Raw genomic sequence first — 17850 nt, 5'->3', positions numbered from 1 at the left:
TTGCGGGCTATTTCGGGGCGACGAGCACGGAAAGCGGCGATATGACCGGATTCGGCCAGGAGCCGCCGACGAAGAAGCGAACCGGTTGGTTGCCGCCGGGCGTCTCGGCTTGCAGTGTTCCGGCAAGCGCGAGGCTGCCGTTGCGATAGGGGACGACGCCGGCAACGGACAAGTTACCCGACGTTCCGGCGAAATCGGCCCGGTCGAGCCGCGCCGTGCCGTCGGCAAAGCTGGCCTTTACGTTCGCCACCTTGAAATCGAAGCTGGCCTCATTCGCTTGAGAGAGCGAAAAGAACTCGCCCTTTCGCACGAGATCGGCGAAGGCGTGGGCGTCGAAACCGGCGATGCTGCCATTCGCCAGTGAAAAAGCGAGATTGCCCGAAAAGTCGCCAAGGCCGGCCGCCCAGACGGCGCGATCGGTTCCGATGTCGATACTGAGAATTCCCCGGCCGTCCGGGACCGGACCGCGGATGCCGAAGCCGCTGAGCACCGCGGCGAAATCCGCGTCCTTGAGGCGCGCCTGAAGGCGACCGCCGTGCTCCAGCCCTTCTTCCGAGAGCACGACCCGGCCGCTCAAGCTGCCATTGGCATAATTGCTGTCGCCAATGTCGAGTGAGGCGCGGCGGCCATCGATCATCACTCCTGCGGCCACGTCCGTGAGGTGCAGGGGACCGGCGAGGACCTCCTGGGAGGAAAGCCGAACGTCCGTGTGCCAGGCGCCGACGAAGGCTTCCACCAGGCGCCATAGACGGTCGTCCCGGCCAAGCGGTGTGAGCGCACTGACCGGTACGCCGTTGAGGTCGATGCGATCGAAGGCGAGCGTCCCCTCGAGGGTCGGCGCCTTGCCGTCCTGCAGCGCGATGTCCAGCACGCCCGTTGCGCTGGCGCCGCCCATCGTGAACGCCAAATCGTCCAGCTTGAGCGTCTTCTCGCCGGTGGTCACCCTGGTGTCGATGCTTATTCCACCCGGCGGGAGCGTCGCTGCCGAAGTGCCCTGGTACCATTCGACGAGCGTTGCGAGCGAGGTCGCGGACATCTGGAGATGGCCCGACGCGAAGGGAACGGACGAAAGATTGCCGACGCCCTCGAAGGAGAAGGTCAGCGGCGCCGATGTGATCGACGTCTTGAGAAACGCGTTCCGTCGCGCGAAGAGAGTGAGGGGGTCCTCGCAGACGAACGCCCAGGCAAGCTCCTCGCCGCCAAAGCGCGCCGACAGTTGCGCGCTCAACCGTTCAGCGAAGGAGGGCCACTTGATCGTGCCGGAGATTCCGGGAATGTCGACGTCGTTGCCACCGGCCATTCGGTCGAGCACGCGCAGCCGGCCATTGACGATCGCGATATCCCCGAAGGCGCTTGCCTGCGCCGATGCCGCAGCCTCGGGCGGGGTGAGCCAATGCGGCCTTTGCCAGTTGATCGTGCCGTCGGCCTGGCGCTCGATCGTGATGACCGGATCGACAAGGCTGATTTCCTCAAGCGCCGGTTCGCCGATAAGGGCCGAAAGCGGGCTGAACGATGCGCTAATGCGGCCGATTTCGGCAAGCGGTCGGGGTTCGGAGCCGGTCGATTCGATCGTCGCCGAAGGCAGGATCAACAGCGGTTCCGGCCAGAATCGGATCTCCGGTTCACCTTTGATCCTGCTCTTGCCGCCCGACCAGCCGTCAAGCGTCCGCTCCATCGCCGCGCGCACGCCGGTTGTCGAAACGAGCAGGGGCAGAGCGGCGTTGTACCCGACGGCGAGAACGACGCCGATCGCGGCAGACCAGACGTAATGGCTGCGGCGCAGGCGCAGCCTCAAGACGCGCGATATTTTCCGGATCGGTCTGGTCATTTCGGTCAGGTCGGCATCGCCTCGGTGAAACCGTCTGGATAGGCCCTGAAGAGGGTAAATGCAACTGACATGGAAATGTCGCGCTGGCGAGTGCCGGGCCGGCATGCATGCTGTTTATTTTGCGTTGCAGCATGGTATAGAACAGGGCAGAGGAGTGGAGGAAAACATGCAACCAGATCGACCTTTGTGGGTTCCTGATGCCGAGACGCTTGCGCTGAGTCCGGTGGCGCAGTTCATGGCCTGGTGCGAGGAGCGCTTCGGCCGTGAGTTTTCCGATTACGATGCCTTTCACGAGTGGTCCGTGGCGGCGCGCGGCGATTTCTGGACGGCCGTGTGGGAGCATTGCGGTGTTATCGGCGAGCGCGGAGACCGAGCGCTGATCAATGGCGAGCGGATGCTGGAAGCCCGCTTCTTCCCCGACGCGAAGCTCAATTTTGCCGAAAACCTGCTGCGTGCAGGCGGTAGCGATGACGCCCTGATCTTCCGTGGCGAGGACAAGGTCCGTTATCGGTTCTCCCGGGACGAGCTGCGCAGCCTCGTGTCACGCCTGCAGCAGGCGCTGAAGGCGCGAGGGATCGGCGTCGGCGACAGGGTCGCGGCAATGATGCCGAACCTGCCGGAGACAATCGCGCTGATGCTCGCCGCGGCCTCGGTCGGCGCCATCTGGTCCTCCTGTTCCCCGGATTTCGGCGAGCAGGGTGTTCTCGACCGCTTCGGCCAGATCGGCCCGAAGCTTTTCGTCGTCTGCGACGGCTACTGGTACAACGGCAAGCGCCAGGACGTCGATGCGAAGGTGCGCGCCGTTGCGAAAACGCTTCGTGTGCCGACGCTCGTCGTCCCCTATGCGGGTGACAGCGCCGCGCTTGCGGCAGGCATCGACGGGGGTGTGACGCTTCCCGATTTCATCGCCGCTTTCGAAGCCAAGCCGCTTGCCTTCGAGCGCCTGCCCTTCAGCCATCCGCTTTACATCCTGTTTTCCTCCGGCACGACGGGCGTGCCGAAATGCATCGTTCATTCGGCCGGCGGAACGCTTCTCCAGCACCTCAAGGAGCACCGGTTCCACTGCGGTCTCAAGGAGGGCGAGAGGCTCTTTTACTTCACCACCTGCGGCTGGATGATGTGGAACTGGCTGGCCTCGGGTCTCGCCGTGGGCGCGACCTTGTGTCTCTATGACGGCTCGCCTTTCCATCCGGACGGCAACGTCCTCTTCGACTTCGCCGCCGAGGAGCGCTTCGCCGTCTTCGGTACCTCGGCAAAATATATCGATGCGGTGCGCAAGGGCGGTCTCACACCGGCCACGACGCACGATCTCTCGGCGCTGAGACTCCTCACCTCGACCGGCTCGCCGCTGTCGCCGGAGGGTTTCTCCTTCGTCTATGAGGGGATCAAATCGGACGTCCAACTGGCGTCGATCTCCGGCGGCACCGATATCGTCTCCTGCTTCGTGCTCGGCAACCCGCTGAAGCCGGTCTGGCGCGGCGAAATCCAGGGACCGGGGCTCGGCCTCGCCGTCGACGTCTGGAACGACGAAGGCAAGCCGGTGCGCGGCGAGAAGGGCGAACTCGTCTGCACCAGGGCGTTTCCGTCGATGCCGGTGATGTTCTGGAACGACCCCGAGGGCGCCAAGTATCGCGCTGCCTATTTCGAGCGCTTCGACAATGTCTGGTGCCATGGCGACTTTGCCGAATGGACGCCGCATGGCGGGATCATCATCCACGGACGCTCCGACGCGACGCTCAATCCGGGCGGCGTGCGCATCGGCACGGCGGAAATCTACAATCAGGTCGAGCAAATGCCGGAGGTTGCCGAGGCCCTCTGCATCGGCCAGGATTGGCAGGACGACGTTCGGGTGATCCTTTTCGTGCGCCTGGCGCCGGGCGTCGAGCTGACGGAGCAGTTGTCTCAGGCGATCAGGACGCGGATTCGCACCGGCGCCTCGCCGCGGCACGTGCCGGCCAAGATCATCGCCGTCGCCGACATTCCGCGCACCAAGTCCGGCAAGATCGTCGAGCTTGCGGTGCGCGACGTGGTGCACGGCCGACCGGTCAAGAACAAGGAGGCGCTGGCGAATCCCGAGGCGCTCGAGCTCTTTGCTGGACTGGATGCGCTGAAGAGCTGAGGACCGGGCGTCCGTTAACCTGTTCGCCGCTGCGGAATTAACCAAGCAAGCCGAGTTGCGGCTCATTGGCTAAAATTGCCGGGTCCGGCGGTAAGGTCTTGTTTACGTTTGCCGGGGCATGGTCGATCCAACTGGAGGCCGGTGCATCAAGGCGCCGGTGCCGCAGCAGCGATGCTGTAACAGACATGACGTCCCGAGTTCTCGAGCATTTGTTGGTTAGCATGACTTCAGAGGCGGCCGCGAGCTGCCTCTTTTTTTGCCCGGATGGGCTCTAGGAGCGACTTTCAAGCGACCGCGACACTAGAATGACCGGGATCATGCCGGCGATGACGATGATCATCGCGGCGACGGAGGCATCCTCGACCTTTGCGCGCGAGGCATCCTCGTAGACGAGCGTGGCAAGCGTGTTGAAATTGAACGGCCGCAGCATGATGGTCGCGGAAAGCTCCTTCATCGTTTCGATGAAGACGAGCAATGCGGACGTCAGCACCGCCGGGCGCATCATCGGCAGCAGCACCGAGCGCAAGGTCTGGGCGCTGGTTCGGCCGAGCGCGCGGGCTGCCATGTCGAGATGCGGCGAGAGCTTGTGGAAGCCGGCCTCGAGCGTCCCCTCGGCCATGGTCAGGAACCGCACCGCGCAGGCATAGACGATCGCAAAGCCGGTGCCGCTGAGGATGAGGCCGGTGGAGACGCCGAAAACGTCGCGCATCCAGGCGTCGAAGGCATTGTCGAGCGCCGCGAGCGGAAAGAGCACGCCGATCGCCAGAACCGTGCCCGGCACGCCGTACCCGAAGGAGGCGAGCCGCCCGGCGACTTCCGTGATCGGAGAGCGGCCGGTGCGGGCCGCATAGGCCAGAACGAACCCCAGGAAGACGGCGGCGAGTGCCGTCAGTCCGGAAACAAGGACGCTGTGCAGCAAAGCGTCGAGGAGGCGCGGCGCCAGGAACTGGTCGAGGCGCCTCAGCGCGTAGTTGCCGAGGATCAGCAAGGGCACGGCGAAGCCCGATAGGACAGGCAGCAGGCAGACGAGCATTGCCGTCCATTTCTTCCAGCCGGAAAGCTCGAGGCGCACTGCGTCGTGGACGGCGGCCGTCGTCTTCTGGCTGGAGAAGCGCTGGCTGCGACGTGCGGCGCGCTCGACCATCATCAACGCGCCGATGAAGACCAGCATGATACAGGCGATCTGCGCCGCACCGGCAAGGCTGCCGCGGTTGAGCCAGGTATCGAAGATCGAGAAAGTCAGGGTCTGGACGCCGAGAAACTCGACCGCGCCGATGTCGTTCATCGTCTCCATGGCGACGAGCGTCAAGCCGATCATGATGGCTGGTCTTGCCATCGGGATCTGGATTTTCAGGAAAACCTTGACCGGCCCGGCTCCGAGCGTGCGCGCCACATCGGCCGCCGCACGGCCCTGCATCAGGAACATCGAGCGGCAGGCAAGATAGATATAGGGATAGAGGACCGAGCTCATCACCAGCACCGCGCCGCCGAGCGAGCGCACGTCCGGAAACCAGTAGTCCCGGCTCGTCTGAAAGCCGAAGAGCGCCCGGATCAGCCCCTGGACCGGTCCGGTGAAGGTCAGGAGCTCTCCGAAGGCATAGGCGGCGAGATAGGCCGGGATCGCGAGCGGCAGCACGAGCATGGCGGAGAGAAACCGGCGCAGAGGAAATTCGCAGGTCGCCACCAGCCACGCCGTCAAGATGCCGACGACGGCCGTCGACGCGCCCGTCAGTCCCACGAGCATCAGCGTTCTCAAGGTGGCGCGGGGGATCACATTCTCGATGAGGTGCGGCCAGTCCGCACCGCCGCCGGTCACCGCAAGCCACGCAATCGCGACGATCGGCATCAGCACGATTGCGGAGGCGAGGCCGGACCAGGTTGCGAGCAGCCGATGCGTCAGGCCCGTGCCCGACCTGGCATAGCGTCGCTTGAGGCTCTTGGCGGTGAAGTACAAACGATCCGTTCCGGGGCAAGGTGCTGCTGGCGGGAGCCAAACTGGCTCCCGCAGGTCAACATTTCCTTACAGCATCGGCCCTCAGTTCGCCAAGACGCGTTGCGACGGGAAGGATACTTCAACCAGCGTCCCCTCGTTCGGGGCGGAGCTGATGGCGAAATGGGCGCGGTTCGCCTCGGCCATCGCCTTCGTCAGCGGCAGCCCGAGGCCGGTGCCCTCGCCACGCTTGCGTCCGCCGGTCGTCACCTGCCTGAACGGTTTCATCGCCTGATCGAGCTCGTTGCGCGTCATGCCGATCCCCGTGTCGCGAATCCTGAGGATGACGCTGCCGTTCGTCTCGTAGGAGGTCGACACGACGATCTGCCCGCCGGACGGCGTGAAGCGGATGGCGTTCGCCAGTATGTTGAGCGCGATCTGCTTGATCGACCGGCCGTCCGCCACGACCTCCGGCACCGAGCCGGACAGCGAGGTGCGGATGATGACGCGCTGGCTGTTGGCCTGCGGCTGCACCAGCGATACGGCTTCGGAGACCGCCTCGTTGAGGTCGACGGCACTGAAATCGAGCTCCATCTCGCCCGCCTCGATCTTCGAGATGTCGAGCAGGTCGTTGACGATGTCGAGCACGTGCCGCCCCGACCGGCCGATATCGCCGGCATATTCGATGTAGCGAGGATGGCCGATCGGTCCGAAATGCTCGCTCGCCATCATGTCGGAAAAGCCGATGATGGCGTTGAGCGGCGTGCGGATCTCGTGGCTCACCCTTGCGAGAAACTCGGTCTTGTGGGCGTTTGCGGTCTCTGCGGCACGCTTGGCGTTGCGCAGTTCCTCCTCTGTCCGCTTCCATTGGGTGATGTCGCGTATCACGGCGCAATAGCCGTTGGAGGAGGAGAGCCGCCCGATGGTCATGAACAGTGGAATGAAGCCGCCGCCCGCTTCCCGGCCGATCACTTCCCGGCCATCGTTGAGCACGCTTGCGACGCCATGGCCGGAAAGGCCGTGGAGGTAGTCGATCACCGCCTTCTGGCTCTCATGGGCGAAGAGGGCGGCAAACGGCTTTCCGCGCATCTCCTCTTCGTCATAGTTGAAGAGTGCGCTCGCCGAGCGGTTCATCGTGCGGATGTCGCCGTCCTGCCCGAGGACCACCACTCCGTCGGTGGCCGTCTCGAGGATCGAGCGAAGTTCGTCGATTTCCATCCGCAGCCGCGCCTCGACTCCCGGCGAGGCGTCTGCGTGGAGCGAAGCCTCATCGGCAGCGCGTGCGGCCGCGGGAGCCAAAGCGAGCATGAGCGCGCTTCTCCCCTCCCACTGGATCGAATGGAGGTGGGCGTTGACCTGCGCAAGCTGACCATTGGCGCGGACCAGGGTCATCGTCCCATCCGGCTCACTCTCATCGGATTCGCCGCCATAGGCGAAGAGCGCTTCCAATCCTCCCTCCTGCTCGAAGGCCTCGAGTTTCGGGTAGCCGGTCAGCCGCAGGAATTCCGGATTGGCGTGCAGCAGTTCGTCGCCATGATGAATGAGGAGCGCGACAGGCAGCCGATCAAGGATTTCGCTGCTCATGCCGACGCCGCTGCGCGGGGCAGGGGGCGCATCATCGCGGGCCGCAGGCCCCATGTCGTCTGGCCGGGCGGCAGGCGCCTCGTCCGGTGATGCACTTTCCGTGTCGGCGGAGGCGGTGGCTTCGGCCGCAGGCGTCGCGCGTGCCGGGCGCTCGTCGTCCTCGCCTGCCGCATCTGCCGGCGTGGCAGGCTCGCCGAAATGGGCGCCGAGCTGGCGCGCAATCTCGCGGAAGGCCGCCTGCTCGCCGCGCGTCAACACCCCCGAACCCGCCGGCCGGCGCTCGTCGAGATCGATGACCTTGTCGGAGGGCGGCCGCGCCGGCGTATCGATAATGCGAAGGGCAGGCCGCTCGCCGGCAAACGGGCCCTCCGCCGCCGGTGTTTCTCCCGCCGCGCCGTCGACGAACTCGCTTTGCGGGGTATCGGCCGCGTCGGAAGCGTGAGATTCCGCTTCTGTCCAGCCCTGAGCCGTTGTCGGTTCCTCGGGCGTTTGTTCCGCCTGGCCCTCGACGGGCACGCCCTCGTGCCGGGGCGTCTCGGTACGGCCGAGCGCCAGCCCGCTCGCCTTCTCGTCCTCCACCGCGTCGGCGACCCTGACGATGCCGAAGCCGCGGAATCCATCGAACTCTCGCGAGCGGGAATAGGTCGGCAGCGCGGCGAGATCGACCGGCACCTTGAGGCTGGTCCCCTCCACGGGCCAGAGGATGGTTTTGCCGGACCAGGTGTCGCGGCGATGCAGAAGCTCATTGATCCTGTTGTCGGGATCGAGATCGTAGCGGGCCGCAAGCTCGGCGAAGGTCACGCCGACAACGTCGGCCGATTTCGGGCCAACGGCGGCTGCGAATTCCTCGGAAATTTCGTTGAACCGCCCCTCCGCGTCGATCTTCCATACGAACCGGACTGCCCGGCTACCCGGCGTGAAGGTAAAGCCCGACGCCGCAGCGGTGCCGCTGTCGGCGTCCGATGCCGCCATTTCCGGCGCGGGCCCGTGGGTTTCGGCGCCCGGCGTCGGCTGCGACGGCTCTGCCGCCTCGTCGTCGGACTGGAGAGCCAGTTCGCCCTGTGCTTCATTGATTGGCGCCGCATCGGCCGGCTCGTCGGCCGTGTCCACCTTTGTTGCCGGCATGGTCTCGGAAGCGTCCTCCCGCACCGTTGTTTCGGCAGGCTCGTCCGGTGCGGCCGACGAAAGCGCATCCTGCCCGGTCTCGACCTCCGCCGACGCTGCCGCGGCGATTGCGTCTGGCGCGTCCTCGGCACTGGTCTCTCCGGCATCCGGCGCTTCGATCGCCGTTTCCACGGCAAAGAGAAGATGGAGTGCCGGGTGATCGGAAATCTTGCCGATGGCGGCGGGCAATTGCCCCTTCTCGGTGGCGACGAGGCGCTTGATCAGCCGGTCCTTTTCGCGCTTCACCGCCGTCACGAGCGTCCGCCGGATTTCGGCCGACAAACCCAGGTGCTCGAAGCCGTGCGATTGGGCGACGACGCCACCGTCATCGTCGAGCACGGCCATATGCGTATCCGGTCCGTCCAACCCGGCGATCATCGCGGCGGCGCGTTCTTCCGTCGAAAGCGCCTTGCCATTGCGCGGCGCGGTGAAGAGAACGGCGTCCTCGCCCGGGCGGATGCGGACCATTTCCACCGTCGCATTGAGCGGCAGCCGGCGGAAACCGGCCGCTATCCGGATCAACAGCTGGCGACGGTCGCCGACTGCGGCAAGCTGCGCTGCAGCAGCGCGCAACTGGCGCAGCGAGAGGTCGTTCGCGTTCAATGCCCCATCGATGAAATCGTAGACCGAAGCGACGCCGAACAGCTTGGCGCCCTCGTCGTTTGCCCACAAGACGCGCGCCAAGTCCTTCGAAAAAAGAACCGACGCATCGCCGCGGGCAAAATGCTCCCGCACCCGTGCATGCACGGCAATGTCGATGAAAGGGTACTGTCTCGCGGGCATGGGCAGGCCTATTGACGGGGCGCTTGCGTGTTAACACTCTATTAATACCCGCCGCATCTGCGAGGGTCCAGCGACGGCCCCCTCTCCGCCACGCCTTTCGCCCCGCAAGGTTAATTGCGGTGATTTGTGCGATGCACAATTTTGTTGCAATGCACAAAGATATCGATTATAGGATCGGCATAACCCACGAAGGCGCCTCTTAAGAGGGCCGCACCAAGGAGCGCATACAATGGCTACCAAGAAGACCGAAGACGCATTTTCCCTTTCCTTTGACCCGGCCAAGTTTGCCGACAGCTTCCGCGAGTTCGCCGAAAAGGGCGCCGTGCAGTCGAAGGACGCCTATGCCAAGATGAAGACCGCCGCCGAAGAGGCAACGAAGACCGTCGAAGCGACGCTCGAAAACGCCCAGTCCGGCTCCGTCGAACTCGGCCTCAAGGCCATCAACGCGCTGCGCACCAATGCCGAGAACTCGCTCTCGCACATGGAAGCGCTGCTCGGTGTCAAGTCGCTCTCCGAACTCGTCGAGCTGCAGACCGCCTTCGTCCGCAAGCAGGCCGAAGTGGCCGTCGAGCAGGCCAAGACGATGCAGGAAGCCACCCGCAAGGTCGCCGAGAACGTTGCCAAGCCCGGCAAGGAAGCCGCCGAAAAGGTCGTCTCCACCTTCAAGAAGGCCTGATCGGTCCCATACGACCGTTCAAATTTGCTCAAGGGACCGGATGCTTGCCATCCGGTCTTTTTGCTTGATAATCTGAAGTTAAGGCTTGCAAATCGGCCGAAGTGACCGTATGTGAGCCGCCAACGCGACGCCCCAAGCGATTTGGGTCGCGCGCCCCGAGTGCGGTTGTAGCTCAGTTGGTTAGAGCGCAGGTTTGTGGCACCTGAGGTCGGTGGTTCGAGACCACCCAACCGTACCATTTTCTTCTCACCATCCTCACACAAATATCTGATGTTCCGCCGTCACCAGTTCCTGCAGGAATGAGACGACCGTGCGGACGCGCACCAGTTCGCGGGCGCTCTCGTGGTAGGTGGTCCAATAGGCGCGCCGGATCGTCGTCTCGGGCAGGAGCCGCGTGAGTTCCGGATATTGCCGGGCGATATAGTTGTGCAGGATACCGATGCCGGCGCTGGAACGGACCGCCTCGGTCTGCCCGGTGGCGCTGGAGATCTCGAAGGAGGCGTCCCAGCTTCGCATGATCTCCGCGGAGAAATTGAGCGAGGGCGTGAAGATCAGGTCCTCCACATAGCCGATCCGGCGATGGTGCTTGAGATCGTCGATCGTCCGCGGCGTGCCGTAGCGGGCAAGATAATCCGCCGATGCGTAGAGACCGAGTGTATAATCGGTGAGCTTGGACGAAACGAGACGCCCCTGTTCGGGCCGCTCGATGGTGATCGCGATGTCGGCCTCGCGCTGCGACAGCGAGAAGGAGCGCGGCACCGGAACGAGCTGCAGCTTCAGTTCCGGATGGCGCGCCGTCAGGCGCCCGAGCCGCGGCGCCAGGAAGGAGACGCCGAACCCGTCCGGAGCGCCGATGCGCACTGTGCCGGCGATCGCCGTATCGATCCGGCCGATCTGCGATTGCGCGGCGAGCATTTCGGTTTCCATGCGCTCGGCGGCGGAAAGGAAGATTTCACCCTCGGCCGTCAGTTCGCAGCCGTTCGGGCGCCTGACCAGGAGCCGCGTCTTCAGCGTTTCCTCAAGGGCGGTGACGCGCCGGCTGAGGGTCGCGTGATTGATGCCGAGCCTTTTCGAGGCGGCGAGGATCTGGCCCGTCCGCGCCACCGCGAGAAACACCCTGACGTCGTCCCAGTCCATGCTGTCACTCCAAGGAACGTTAATTTTTGCACAACGGTTGCTGAATTTAGGAAATTGATTTGTTGAAATCGTAGTGCGATCATGCACCCAAGATCAAGACCAGGAGGAACACCCATGTATGAAGTAGGACATTTCATCGACGGCAAGCGCGTCGCCGGCAAGAGCGGCCGCGTCAGCAACATCTTCAACCCGGCAACGGGCGAAGTTCAGGGCACCGTGGCGCTCGCGAGCGACGCGGAACTTGCGGCCGCCGTCGAGAGCGCCAAGACTGCGCAGCTCAAGTGGGCCGCCACGAACCCGCAGCGCCGCGCCCGCGTCTTCATCAAGTTCGTCCAGCTCTTGAACGAGAACATGAACGAACTGGCCGAGTTGCTCTCCCGCGAGCACGGCAAGACCATCGACGACGCCAAGGGCGATGTCGTGCGCGGCCTCGAGGTCTGTGAATTCGTTATCGGCATCCCGCACCTGCAGAAGAGCGAGTTCACCGAAGGCGCCGGTCCCGGCATCGACATGTATTCGATCCGCCAGCCGGTCGGCGTCGGCGCCGGCATCACGCCGTTCAACTTCCCGGCGATGATCCCGATGTGGATGTTCGCGCCGGCGATCGCCTGCGGCAACGCCTTCATCCTGAAGCCGTCCGAGCGCGACCCGTCCGTGCCGGTCCGTCTCGCCGAACTGATGATCGAAGCCGGCCTGCCGGCGGGCGTTCTGAACGTCGTCAACGGTGACAAGGGCGCGGTCGATGCGATCCTGACGCATCCGGATATCGCCGCCGTCTCCTTCGTCGGCTCGACGCCGATCGCCCGCTATGTCTATGGCACCGCGGCAATGAACGGCAAGCGCGCCCAGTGCTTCGGCGGCGCCAAGAATCACATGATCATCATGCCTGACGCCGATCTCGACCAGGCCGCCAATGCGCTGATCGGTGCCGGCTACGGCTCCGCCGGCGAGCGCTGCATGGCGATCTCGGTCGCCGTTCCGGTCGGCGAGGAAACCGCCAACCGTCTCATCGACAAGCTGACGCCGATGGTCGAAAGCCTGCGCATCGGTCCCTATACGGACGAGAAGGCCGACATGGGCCCGGTCGTCACCAAGGAGGCCGAGCAGCGCATCCGGAGCCTGATCGACAGCGGCATCGAACAGGGCGCCAAGCTCGTCGTCGACGGCCGCGATTTCAAGCTGCAGGGCTATGAGGACGGCCATTTCATCGGCGGCTGCCTGTTCGACCACGTGACGCCGGACATGGACATCTACAAGACCGAGATCTTCGGACCGGTTCTCTCGGTCGTGCGCGCCAAGAACTACGAGGATGCCCTGTCGCTGCCGATGAAGCACGAATACGGCAACGGCGTCGCGATCTATACCCGCGACGGCGACGCGGCACGCGATTTCGCCTCCCGCATCAACATCGGCATGGTCGGCGTCAACGTTCCGATCCCGGTTCCGCTGGCCTATCACTCCTTCGGCGGCTGGAAGGCCTCGTCCTTCGGCGATCTCAACCAGCACGGTCCGGACTCGATCAAATTCTGGACCCGGACCAAGACCATCACCGAGCGGTGGCCCTCGGGCATCAAGGACGGAGCGGAGTTCTCGATCCCGACGATGCGCTAAAGAAGAGAAAATCCTCCCATTCGAGCCTCCATCGGGAGGCTCTTTTTTGTTGCATTCTGCGCAGGGCTGCAACTAACGTCGGGGTTGACGGGTGCGATCGATTGATTCGCGCATTCGTTGCGCAGGATGCTGCCGACCGCTACCGGGATGACGTGGTCGCCGCAGCTTTGGGTCTTTGGTCGAGGGGATAGATCATGGTTTTGGCTGAACCGTTGCCGGCAACGGGTGTCGGACAGGGTAGTTTCGGGCGCGCGGCCCAGGGGGACGTTCAGCGCCTCTCCTTTACCGGCAGCGGCAGCGAGTATTTCGGGATCTGGATCGTCAACATCCTGCTGACCATCATCACGCTCGGCGTCTATTCGGCCTGGGCCAAGGTCCGCCGCAATCGCTATTTCTACGGCAACACCGTGCTGCTCGGCCGCGGTTTCGAGTATCACGCCAGAGGCGGCCAGATCCTGATCGGCCGTCTCATCGTCTTCGCCTATCTGATCCTTTACAACGTCCTGCTGACGTTCGTGCCGCTTGCCGGCATTGCGCTCGTCCTGCTGTTTCTCTGCTTCGTTCCGTGGCTCGTCGCCCGGGGCCTTCGCTTCAGCGCGCGGGTGACAAGCTATCGCAATGTCCGCTTCGACTTCGTCGGCCGCGCCGGCGGCGCCTTTCTCGCCTTCATCGTCGGGCCCGTCATCGCGTCGCTGACGCTCGGCATTCTGGCGCCGCTCGCCAGCCGCTGGACCTATCGCTATATCGGCAGCAACCTGCGCTATGGGCAAAGGGCCTTCTCGACCGAGCCCTCCGTCGGGGCGATCTACAAGACCTGGGGCATCTCAGCCGCGATCATCGTGCTTGGCTTGTTGATTATCGGATTTTTCGCCTTCCTCAACATCGCGCTTTTTGCGTCGGCGATCGAGAGCCCCGATTTGCTTCCCGCCGAGATGCAGATGTCGCTCGTCGCGCTGATGGTGGTCGGCTACATCCTGTTTTTCGCGATCTTCGGGGTGGCGGCGCTTGTCTACCGCGCCGGGGTGCGCAATATCGCCTGGTCCGGCACCACCTTCGACGGCAAGCACCGGCTCTTGAGCGATCTCTCGCGCCTGCGCTACTCTTGGATTGCCATCTCGAACGTCGTCGTGACGCTCATAACTCTCGGTCTGATGCGGCCTTGGGCCGCCGTTCGGATGGCGCGCTATGTCAACGAACATACCGGCGTCCGCTTCGACGGCAATGTCGGCGAAATCTTCTCGGCGATCGCCCAGGAAGGTTCGGCGGTCGGTGCCGAGTTCATGGATATCGAAGGCTTCGACTTTGGCTTCTGACAATTCGGCCATTGCGCAGGGCGAGTGGCATCCCGCTGGATCGAGCCGCTCGGTCGGCTCCGGCCTCGTCGAGGCCGGGGAGCGCCTGGTCGCCCGCGACGAAACCGGTGCCGAACTCGCCGGGGGCAGCCTGTCGGCCATTGAGATCTCCGCGCGGGTCGGCCGCATTCCGCGCCGGGTCACCTTTCCCGACGGTTCACTTTTCGAGACCAGCGACAACGACGCAATCGACCGGTTCCTTTCGGGCAAGGGCCGGGGCGGGGCAGGGCTTGTCCATCGGCTGGAGCGCTTTCACCCGCGTCTGGTCGGCTTTGTCGCCGCAACCATCCTGCTCGGTGCGGTGATCTACCGCTACGCGCTGCCGGCCCTAGTGGAGGTCGCCGTCGTCGTCACGCCGCCGATCGTGCCCCGCATCATGTCCGCGAGCACGCTCGAGACCATGGACCGGACGCTGCTTGGCGGGTCGAAGCTGGACGAGGCGCGGCGCGGCAAGATTGTCGACGGATTCCGTCGCATTGCGGGGCTTTCAGCCGCGGGTGAGGCGGCCTATTCGCTCAATTTCCGGGAAGGCGGGCCGATCGGCCCCAACGCCTTCGCGCTGCCCGACGGCACCCTGATCCTGACGGACGAACTCGTGGAACTCGCGGGCGACGACACGGATATGATCGTCGGCGTGCTGGCGCACGAGATCGGCCATGTCGAACACAAGCACAGCCTCCGGCAGATCTATCGCGCCGCCGGGGTTGCAGCACTCATCATGCTGATCGCCGGCGATATCGGCTCGGGAGCCGAAGACATCCTGGTGGAGGGAGGCGGCTTGCTCGCGCTCTCCTATTCGCGCGCCGCGGAAGCGGAAGCGGACCGGCATTCCGTTGCGCTGATGATGAAGGCGGGCCTCGATCCGACGGCGATCGCCCGCTTCTTCGAGCTGTTGGAGACGAAGCTCGACGATCGCTCAGAAACGAGCATCTTCTCAACGCATCCGGGGACGCCGGAGCGCCGAAAGGCGATCCTCGACCTGATTGCCGAATTGCGGAAGAACTAGAGCATTTTGCAGTCAGGTGGAATCACCTGACGTCGCACAAATGCGGCAAAAACAAAGGGTTAGAGCGGCGGCGCGATCATATGTGAGCGCATCCCGCTCTAAACTAATCTTCGCCGGAAATGGTCGCGGAACCGGCAGCCTGGAAACGCTCCTCGAACTCCCGGCGCAGTTCCCGTCTGACCTCGGCGGCACGGTAGCGGCGTTCCCTTATGCCGGGCTCCGGCCGGTATGGCGGCACGCTCGTCGGTCGTCCTTCCGCATTGACGGCGACCATCGTGAAATAGCAGGAGTTCGTGTGCCTCCGTTCGCCGGTGCGGATGTTTTCGGCCTCGACCCGGATGCCGACCTCCATTGACGTCCGGCCGGCGTAGTTGATGGAAGCGCGAAAGTGGACCAACTCGCCGACATGGATGGGCTGGCGGAAAACCACCTGGTCGACGGAGAGCGTCACCGCATATTGCTTCGAGTAACGCGAGGCACAGGAGAAGGCGACCCGGTCGAGGAGGTTCAGGAGCGCCCCGCCATGCACCTTGCCGCTGAAGTTTGCCATGTCCGGCGTCATCAGCACGACCATTTCGAGCTGGCTCTTGTCGTTCGCTTCTTCCATTTCCCCTCCGACTCGGGCCGCTTCAGGCCCTGATTTCAACGTCAGGAGAATCCTACCGTTGGATCGGCCCGTCAATGCGCCTTTGTCCGCCGCCGTAGTCGTGGAGGGAACCTACGGTCGAGCGGACTGCTGCATGTTTCCTGAAATCGTAGCCGATTTAAGGATAAAAACATGCAGCGATTCAGGGTGCTACAGCGTCCTTTGTGCGTCTGATAAGACGCACGGCGCTGTAAACGAAAACAGCGGGCCTCGCGCCCGCTGCTTCGTCTTGCATGGAACCGATCGTCTTATTCTTGCGGCCCGTCGTTATATCCGACCTTGTCGACGAGTTCGGACGCCTTCTTGCGATTTGCCGCGATCTCGGCAAGCGGCAGCGTGTCGGGCTTGATCGTTCCGAAGGACTTGACGACCTCTGACGGCTCGGCACCCGGTAGCACCGGATATTCGAACACCTGTTCGGCGTAGATCTTCTGGGCTTCGCCTGCCGAGAGAAATTCCATCAGCTTGACGGCATTCTCCTTGTTCGGCGCGTTCTTCGCGAGCGCCATGCCCGAGATGTTCACATGCGTGCCGCGGTCCTTCGCATTCGGGAACAGGACCTTGATGGCCGAAGCCCATTCCTTCTGCTCGGGGTCCTTCTCGTTCGTCAGCATGAGACCGACATAGTAGCTGTTGCCGAGCGCCACATCGCATTCTCCGGCAAAGATCGCCTTTGCCTGGTCACGGTCGCCACCATCGGGCTTCCTGGAGAGATTGTCCCTGAGCCCCGTCAGCCACTTCTCCGTCTCGGCCTCGCCGTGATGCGCGATCATCGAGGCGAACAGGCCGATATTGTACGAATGCTGGCCATCGCGGGTGCAAAACTTGCCCTTCCATTTCGGATCGGCAAGTTCTTCATAGGTGATGTCGTTCTGCGCCACGCGTTCCTTCGAAGCATAGACGACGCGGCCACGCGTCGTCAGGCCGAACCAGTTGCCGTCCGGGTCGCGGAAATGCGCCGGGATATCCTTGTTGATCGTCTCGTTGACGAGCGGCTGGGTCACGCCCGCATCCTTCGCCTCGGTGAGGCGGCTGATGTCGACGGTCAGAATGACGTCGGCCGGAGAATTCGCGCCCTCTGCCTGAATGCGCTCGACGAGGCCCTTGTCGAGGAAGAGCACATTGGCGGTGATGCCGGTTTCCTTGGTGAAGGCGTCGAGCAGCGGCTGGATGAGATCGGGTTGGCGGTAGGAATAGATGTTGACCTCGCCATCGGCGCGGACCGGCGCCGTAAAGGCAAGGAACGCCGCCGCGACCGACAGGGTGCCGATCAGCGCTTTCGAGACATGCATGGTGTTCTCTCCGTTTGGTGCTTATAAGTTAACTAAGCCGGTCATATTTCTGGACTCCAAGCGAACGACAGTCAACCGCGAAACGGCGGAGTAAAGCCTTCGTGAATTTTTCCAGTTTTGGAATTGTTCCAAACTGCGTTCCGTCCTATATGATGCAGGACGAATTTCTCGATTCCGGAGTGGATGATGCGTCTGACGAAGCAAACAAACTACGCGGTTCGCATGCTTATGTACTGTGCTGCGAATGGCGAGAAGCTCAGCCGCATTCCTGAGATCGCCAAGGCATACGGTGTTTCCGAGCTGTTCCTGTTCAAGATCCTGCAGCCCTTGACCAGGGCCGGGCTTGTTGAAACCGTGCGCGGCCGCAATGGCGGTGTGCGGTTGCCGAAGCCGGCCTCGGAGATCAGCCTCTTTGACGTGGTCAAGGTGACCGAGGACAGCTTCGCCATGGCTGAATGTTTCGAGGCGGGCGAGATCGACTGTCCCCTGGTCGACAGTTGCGGTCTCAATGCCGCCTTGCGCAAGGCGCTGAACGCCTTCTTCGACGTCCTCAAGGGCTATACGATCGACGATCTCGTGAAGGCGCGGCCGCAGATCAATTTCCTTCTGGGGCTGGACGCCGCTCCGCAGCCGCATACGTCGGCCGCCTGAAAAAGTTCCAGTACAACAATGTAGCGCGGAGCCGGTTCTCCGCGCATTTTTGTGTCATCTCTTCTGAGTCT

General features: G+C 63.6%; 12 protein-coding genes and 1 tRNA gene. 7 read left to right on the top strand and 6 right to left on the bottom strand.

What is annotated here, in order from left to right; all coding sequences use genetic code 11:
• Positions 1–7 precede the first annotated feature (7 nt).
• Positions 8–1828: an AsmA family protein gene (locus tag AU381_RS08625; RefSeq protein WP_064241318.1), complete on the bottom strand. Its 1821-nt coding sequence runs from the start codon at positions 1826–1828 to the stop codon at positions 8–10.
• A gap of 166 nt (positions 1829–1994) precedes the next feature.
• Between AU381_RS08625 and AU381_RS08620 the strand changes: the two genes are divergently transcribed.
• On the top strand, positions 1995–3947 hold the full coding sequence (locus AU381_RS08620; RefSeq protein ID WP_064241317.1) for an acetoacetate--CoA ligase: 1953 nt from the start codon (positions 1995–1997) through the stop codon (positions 3945–3947).
• Positions 3948–4218: 271 nt separating this feature from the next.
• Here the strand turns inward: AU381_RS08620 and AU381_RS08615 are convergent, their stop codons facing one another.
• Positions 4219–5901, bottom strand: a complete 1683-nt coding sequence (locus AU381_RS08615; RefSeq protein ID WP_064241316.1) for an ABC transporter permease — start codon at positions 5899–5901, stop codon at positions 4219–4221.
• An 81-nt stretch (positions 5902–5982) separates the two neighbouring features.
• Positions 5983–9408: a PAS domain S-box protein gene (locus AU381_RS08610; protein ID WP_064241315.1), complete on the bottom strand. Its 3426-nt coding sequence runs from the start codon at positions 9406–9408 to the stop codon at positions 5983–5985.
• Between the two features lie 229 nt (positions 9409–9637).
• Here AU381_RS08610 and AU381_RS08605 point away from each other — a divergent pair, with 229 nt between their 5' ends.
• Both AU381_RS08605 and AU381_RS08600 read left to right on the top strand, forming a co-directional pair.
• Positions 9638–10084 carry a phasin gene (locus AU381_RS08605; RefSeq protein WP_064241314.1) on the top strand — a complete coding sequence of 149 codons (447 nt, stop codon included), beginning with the start codon at positions 9638–9640 and terminating at the stop codon, positions 10082–10084.
• 161 nt (positions 10085–10245) lie between these two features.
• Positions 10246–10322: transfer RNA gene (locus AU381_RS08600), tRNA-His, on the top strand.
• A gap of 17 nt (positions 10323–10339) precedes the next feature.
• Here the strand turns inward: AU381_RS08600 and AU381_RS08595 are convergent.
• Positions 10340–11221 carry a LysR family transcriptional regulator gene (locus AU381_RS08595; protein ID WP_064241313.1) on the bottom strand — a complete coding sequence of 294 codons (882 nt, stop codon included), beginning with the start codon at positions 11219–11221 and terminating at the stop codon, positions 10340–10342.
• Between the two features lie 114 nt (positions 11222–11335).
• Between AU381_RS08595 and AU381_RS08590 the strand changes: the two genes are divergently transcribed.
• The 3 genes from AU381_RS08590 to AU381_RS08580 all read left to right on the top strand — a co-directional run bounded on the left by AU381_RS08590 (position 11336) and on the right by AU381_RS08580 (position 15190).
• Entirely contained in the window at positions 11336–12832 is a 1497-nt protein-coding gene (locus AU381_RS08590) for a CoA-acylating methylmalonate-semialdehyde dehydrogenase (RefSeq protein ID WP_064241312.1), read from the top strand.
• Positions 12833–13026: 194 nt separating this feature from the next.
• Complete coding sequence (locus AU381_RS08585) at positions 13027–14145, top strand: YjgN family protein (RefSeq protein ID WP_064241311.1); 1119 nt, start codon at positions 13027–13029, stop codon at positions 14143–14145.
• Complete coding sequence (locus AU381_RS08580) at positions 14135–15190, top strand: M48 family metallopeptidase (RefSeq protein ID WP_064241310.1); 1056 nt, start codon at positions 14135–14137, stop codon at positions 15188–15190. The genes AU381_RS08585 and AU381_RS08580 overlap by 11 nt, the downstream gene beginning before the upstream one ends.
• Before the next feature lie 103 nt (positions 15191–15293).
• Here the strand turns inward: AU381_RS08580 and AU381_RS08575 are convergent, their stop codons facing one another.
• The gene (locus AU381_RS08575) at positions 15294–15797 is read right to left on the bottom strand and encodes an acyl-CoA thioesterase (RefSeq protein WP_064241309.1); all 504 of its coding nucleotides are present in this window, start codon (positions 15795–15797) and stop codon (positions 15294–15296) included.
• Between the two features lie 287 nt (positions 15798–16084).
• Entirely contained in the window at positions 16085–17128 is a 1044-nt protein-coding gene (locus AU381_RS08570; protein ID WP_064241308.1) for a Fe(3+) ABC transporter substrate-binding protein, read from the bottom strand.
• 186 nt (positions 17129–17314) lie between these two features.
• Between AU381_RS08570 and rirA the strand changes: the two genes are divergently transcribed.
• The gene (rirA, locus tag AU381_RS08565; RefSeq protein WP_064241307.1) at positions 17315–17779 is read left to right on the top strand and encodes an iron-responsive transcriptional regulator RirA; all 465 of its coding nucleotides are present in this window, start codon (positions 17315–17317) and stop codon (positions 17777–17779) included.
• Positions 17780–17850: the final 71 nt, after the last annotated feature.

This window comes from Sinorhizobium glycinis (assembly GCF_001651865.1).
Lineage (GTDB): Bacteria > Pseudomonadota > Alphaproteobacteria > Rhizobiales > Rhizobiaceae > Sinorhizobium > Sinorhizobium glycinis.
Note: the sequence above shows the minus strand (reverse complement) of the source record. Positions and strands in the feature narration are given on the sequence as shown.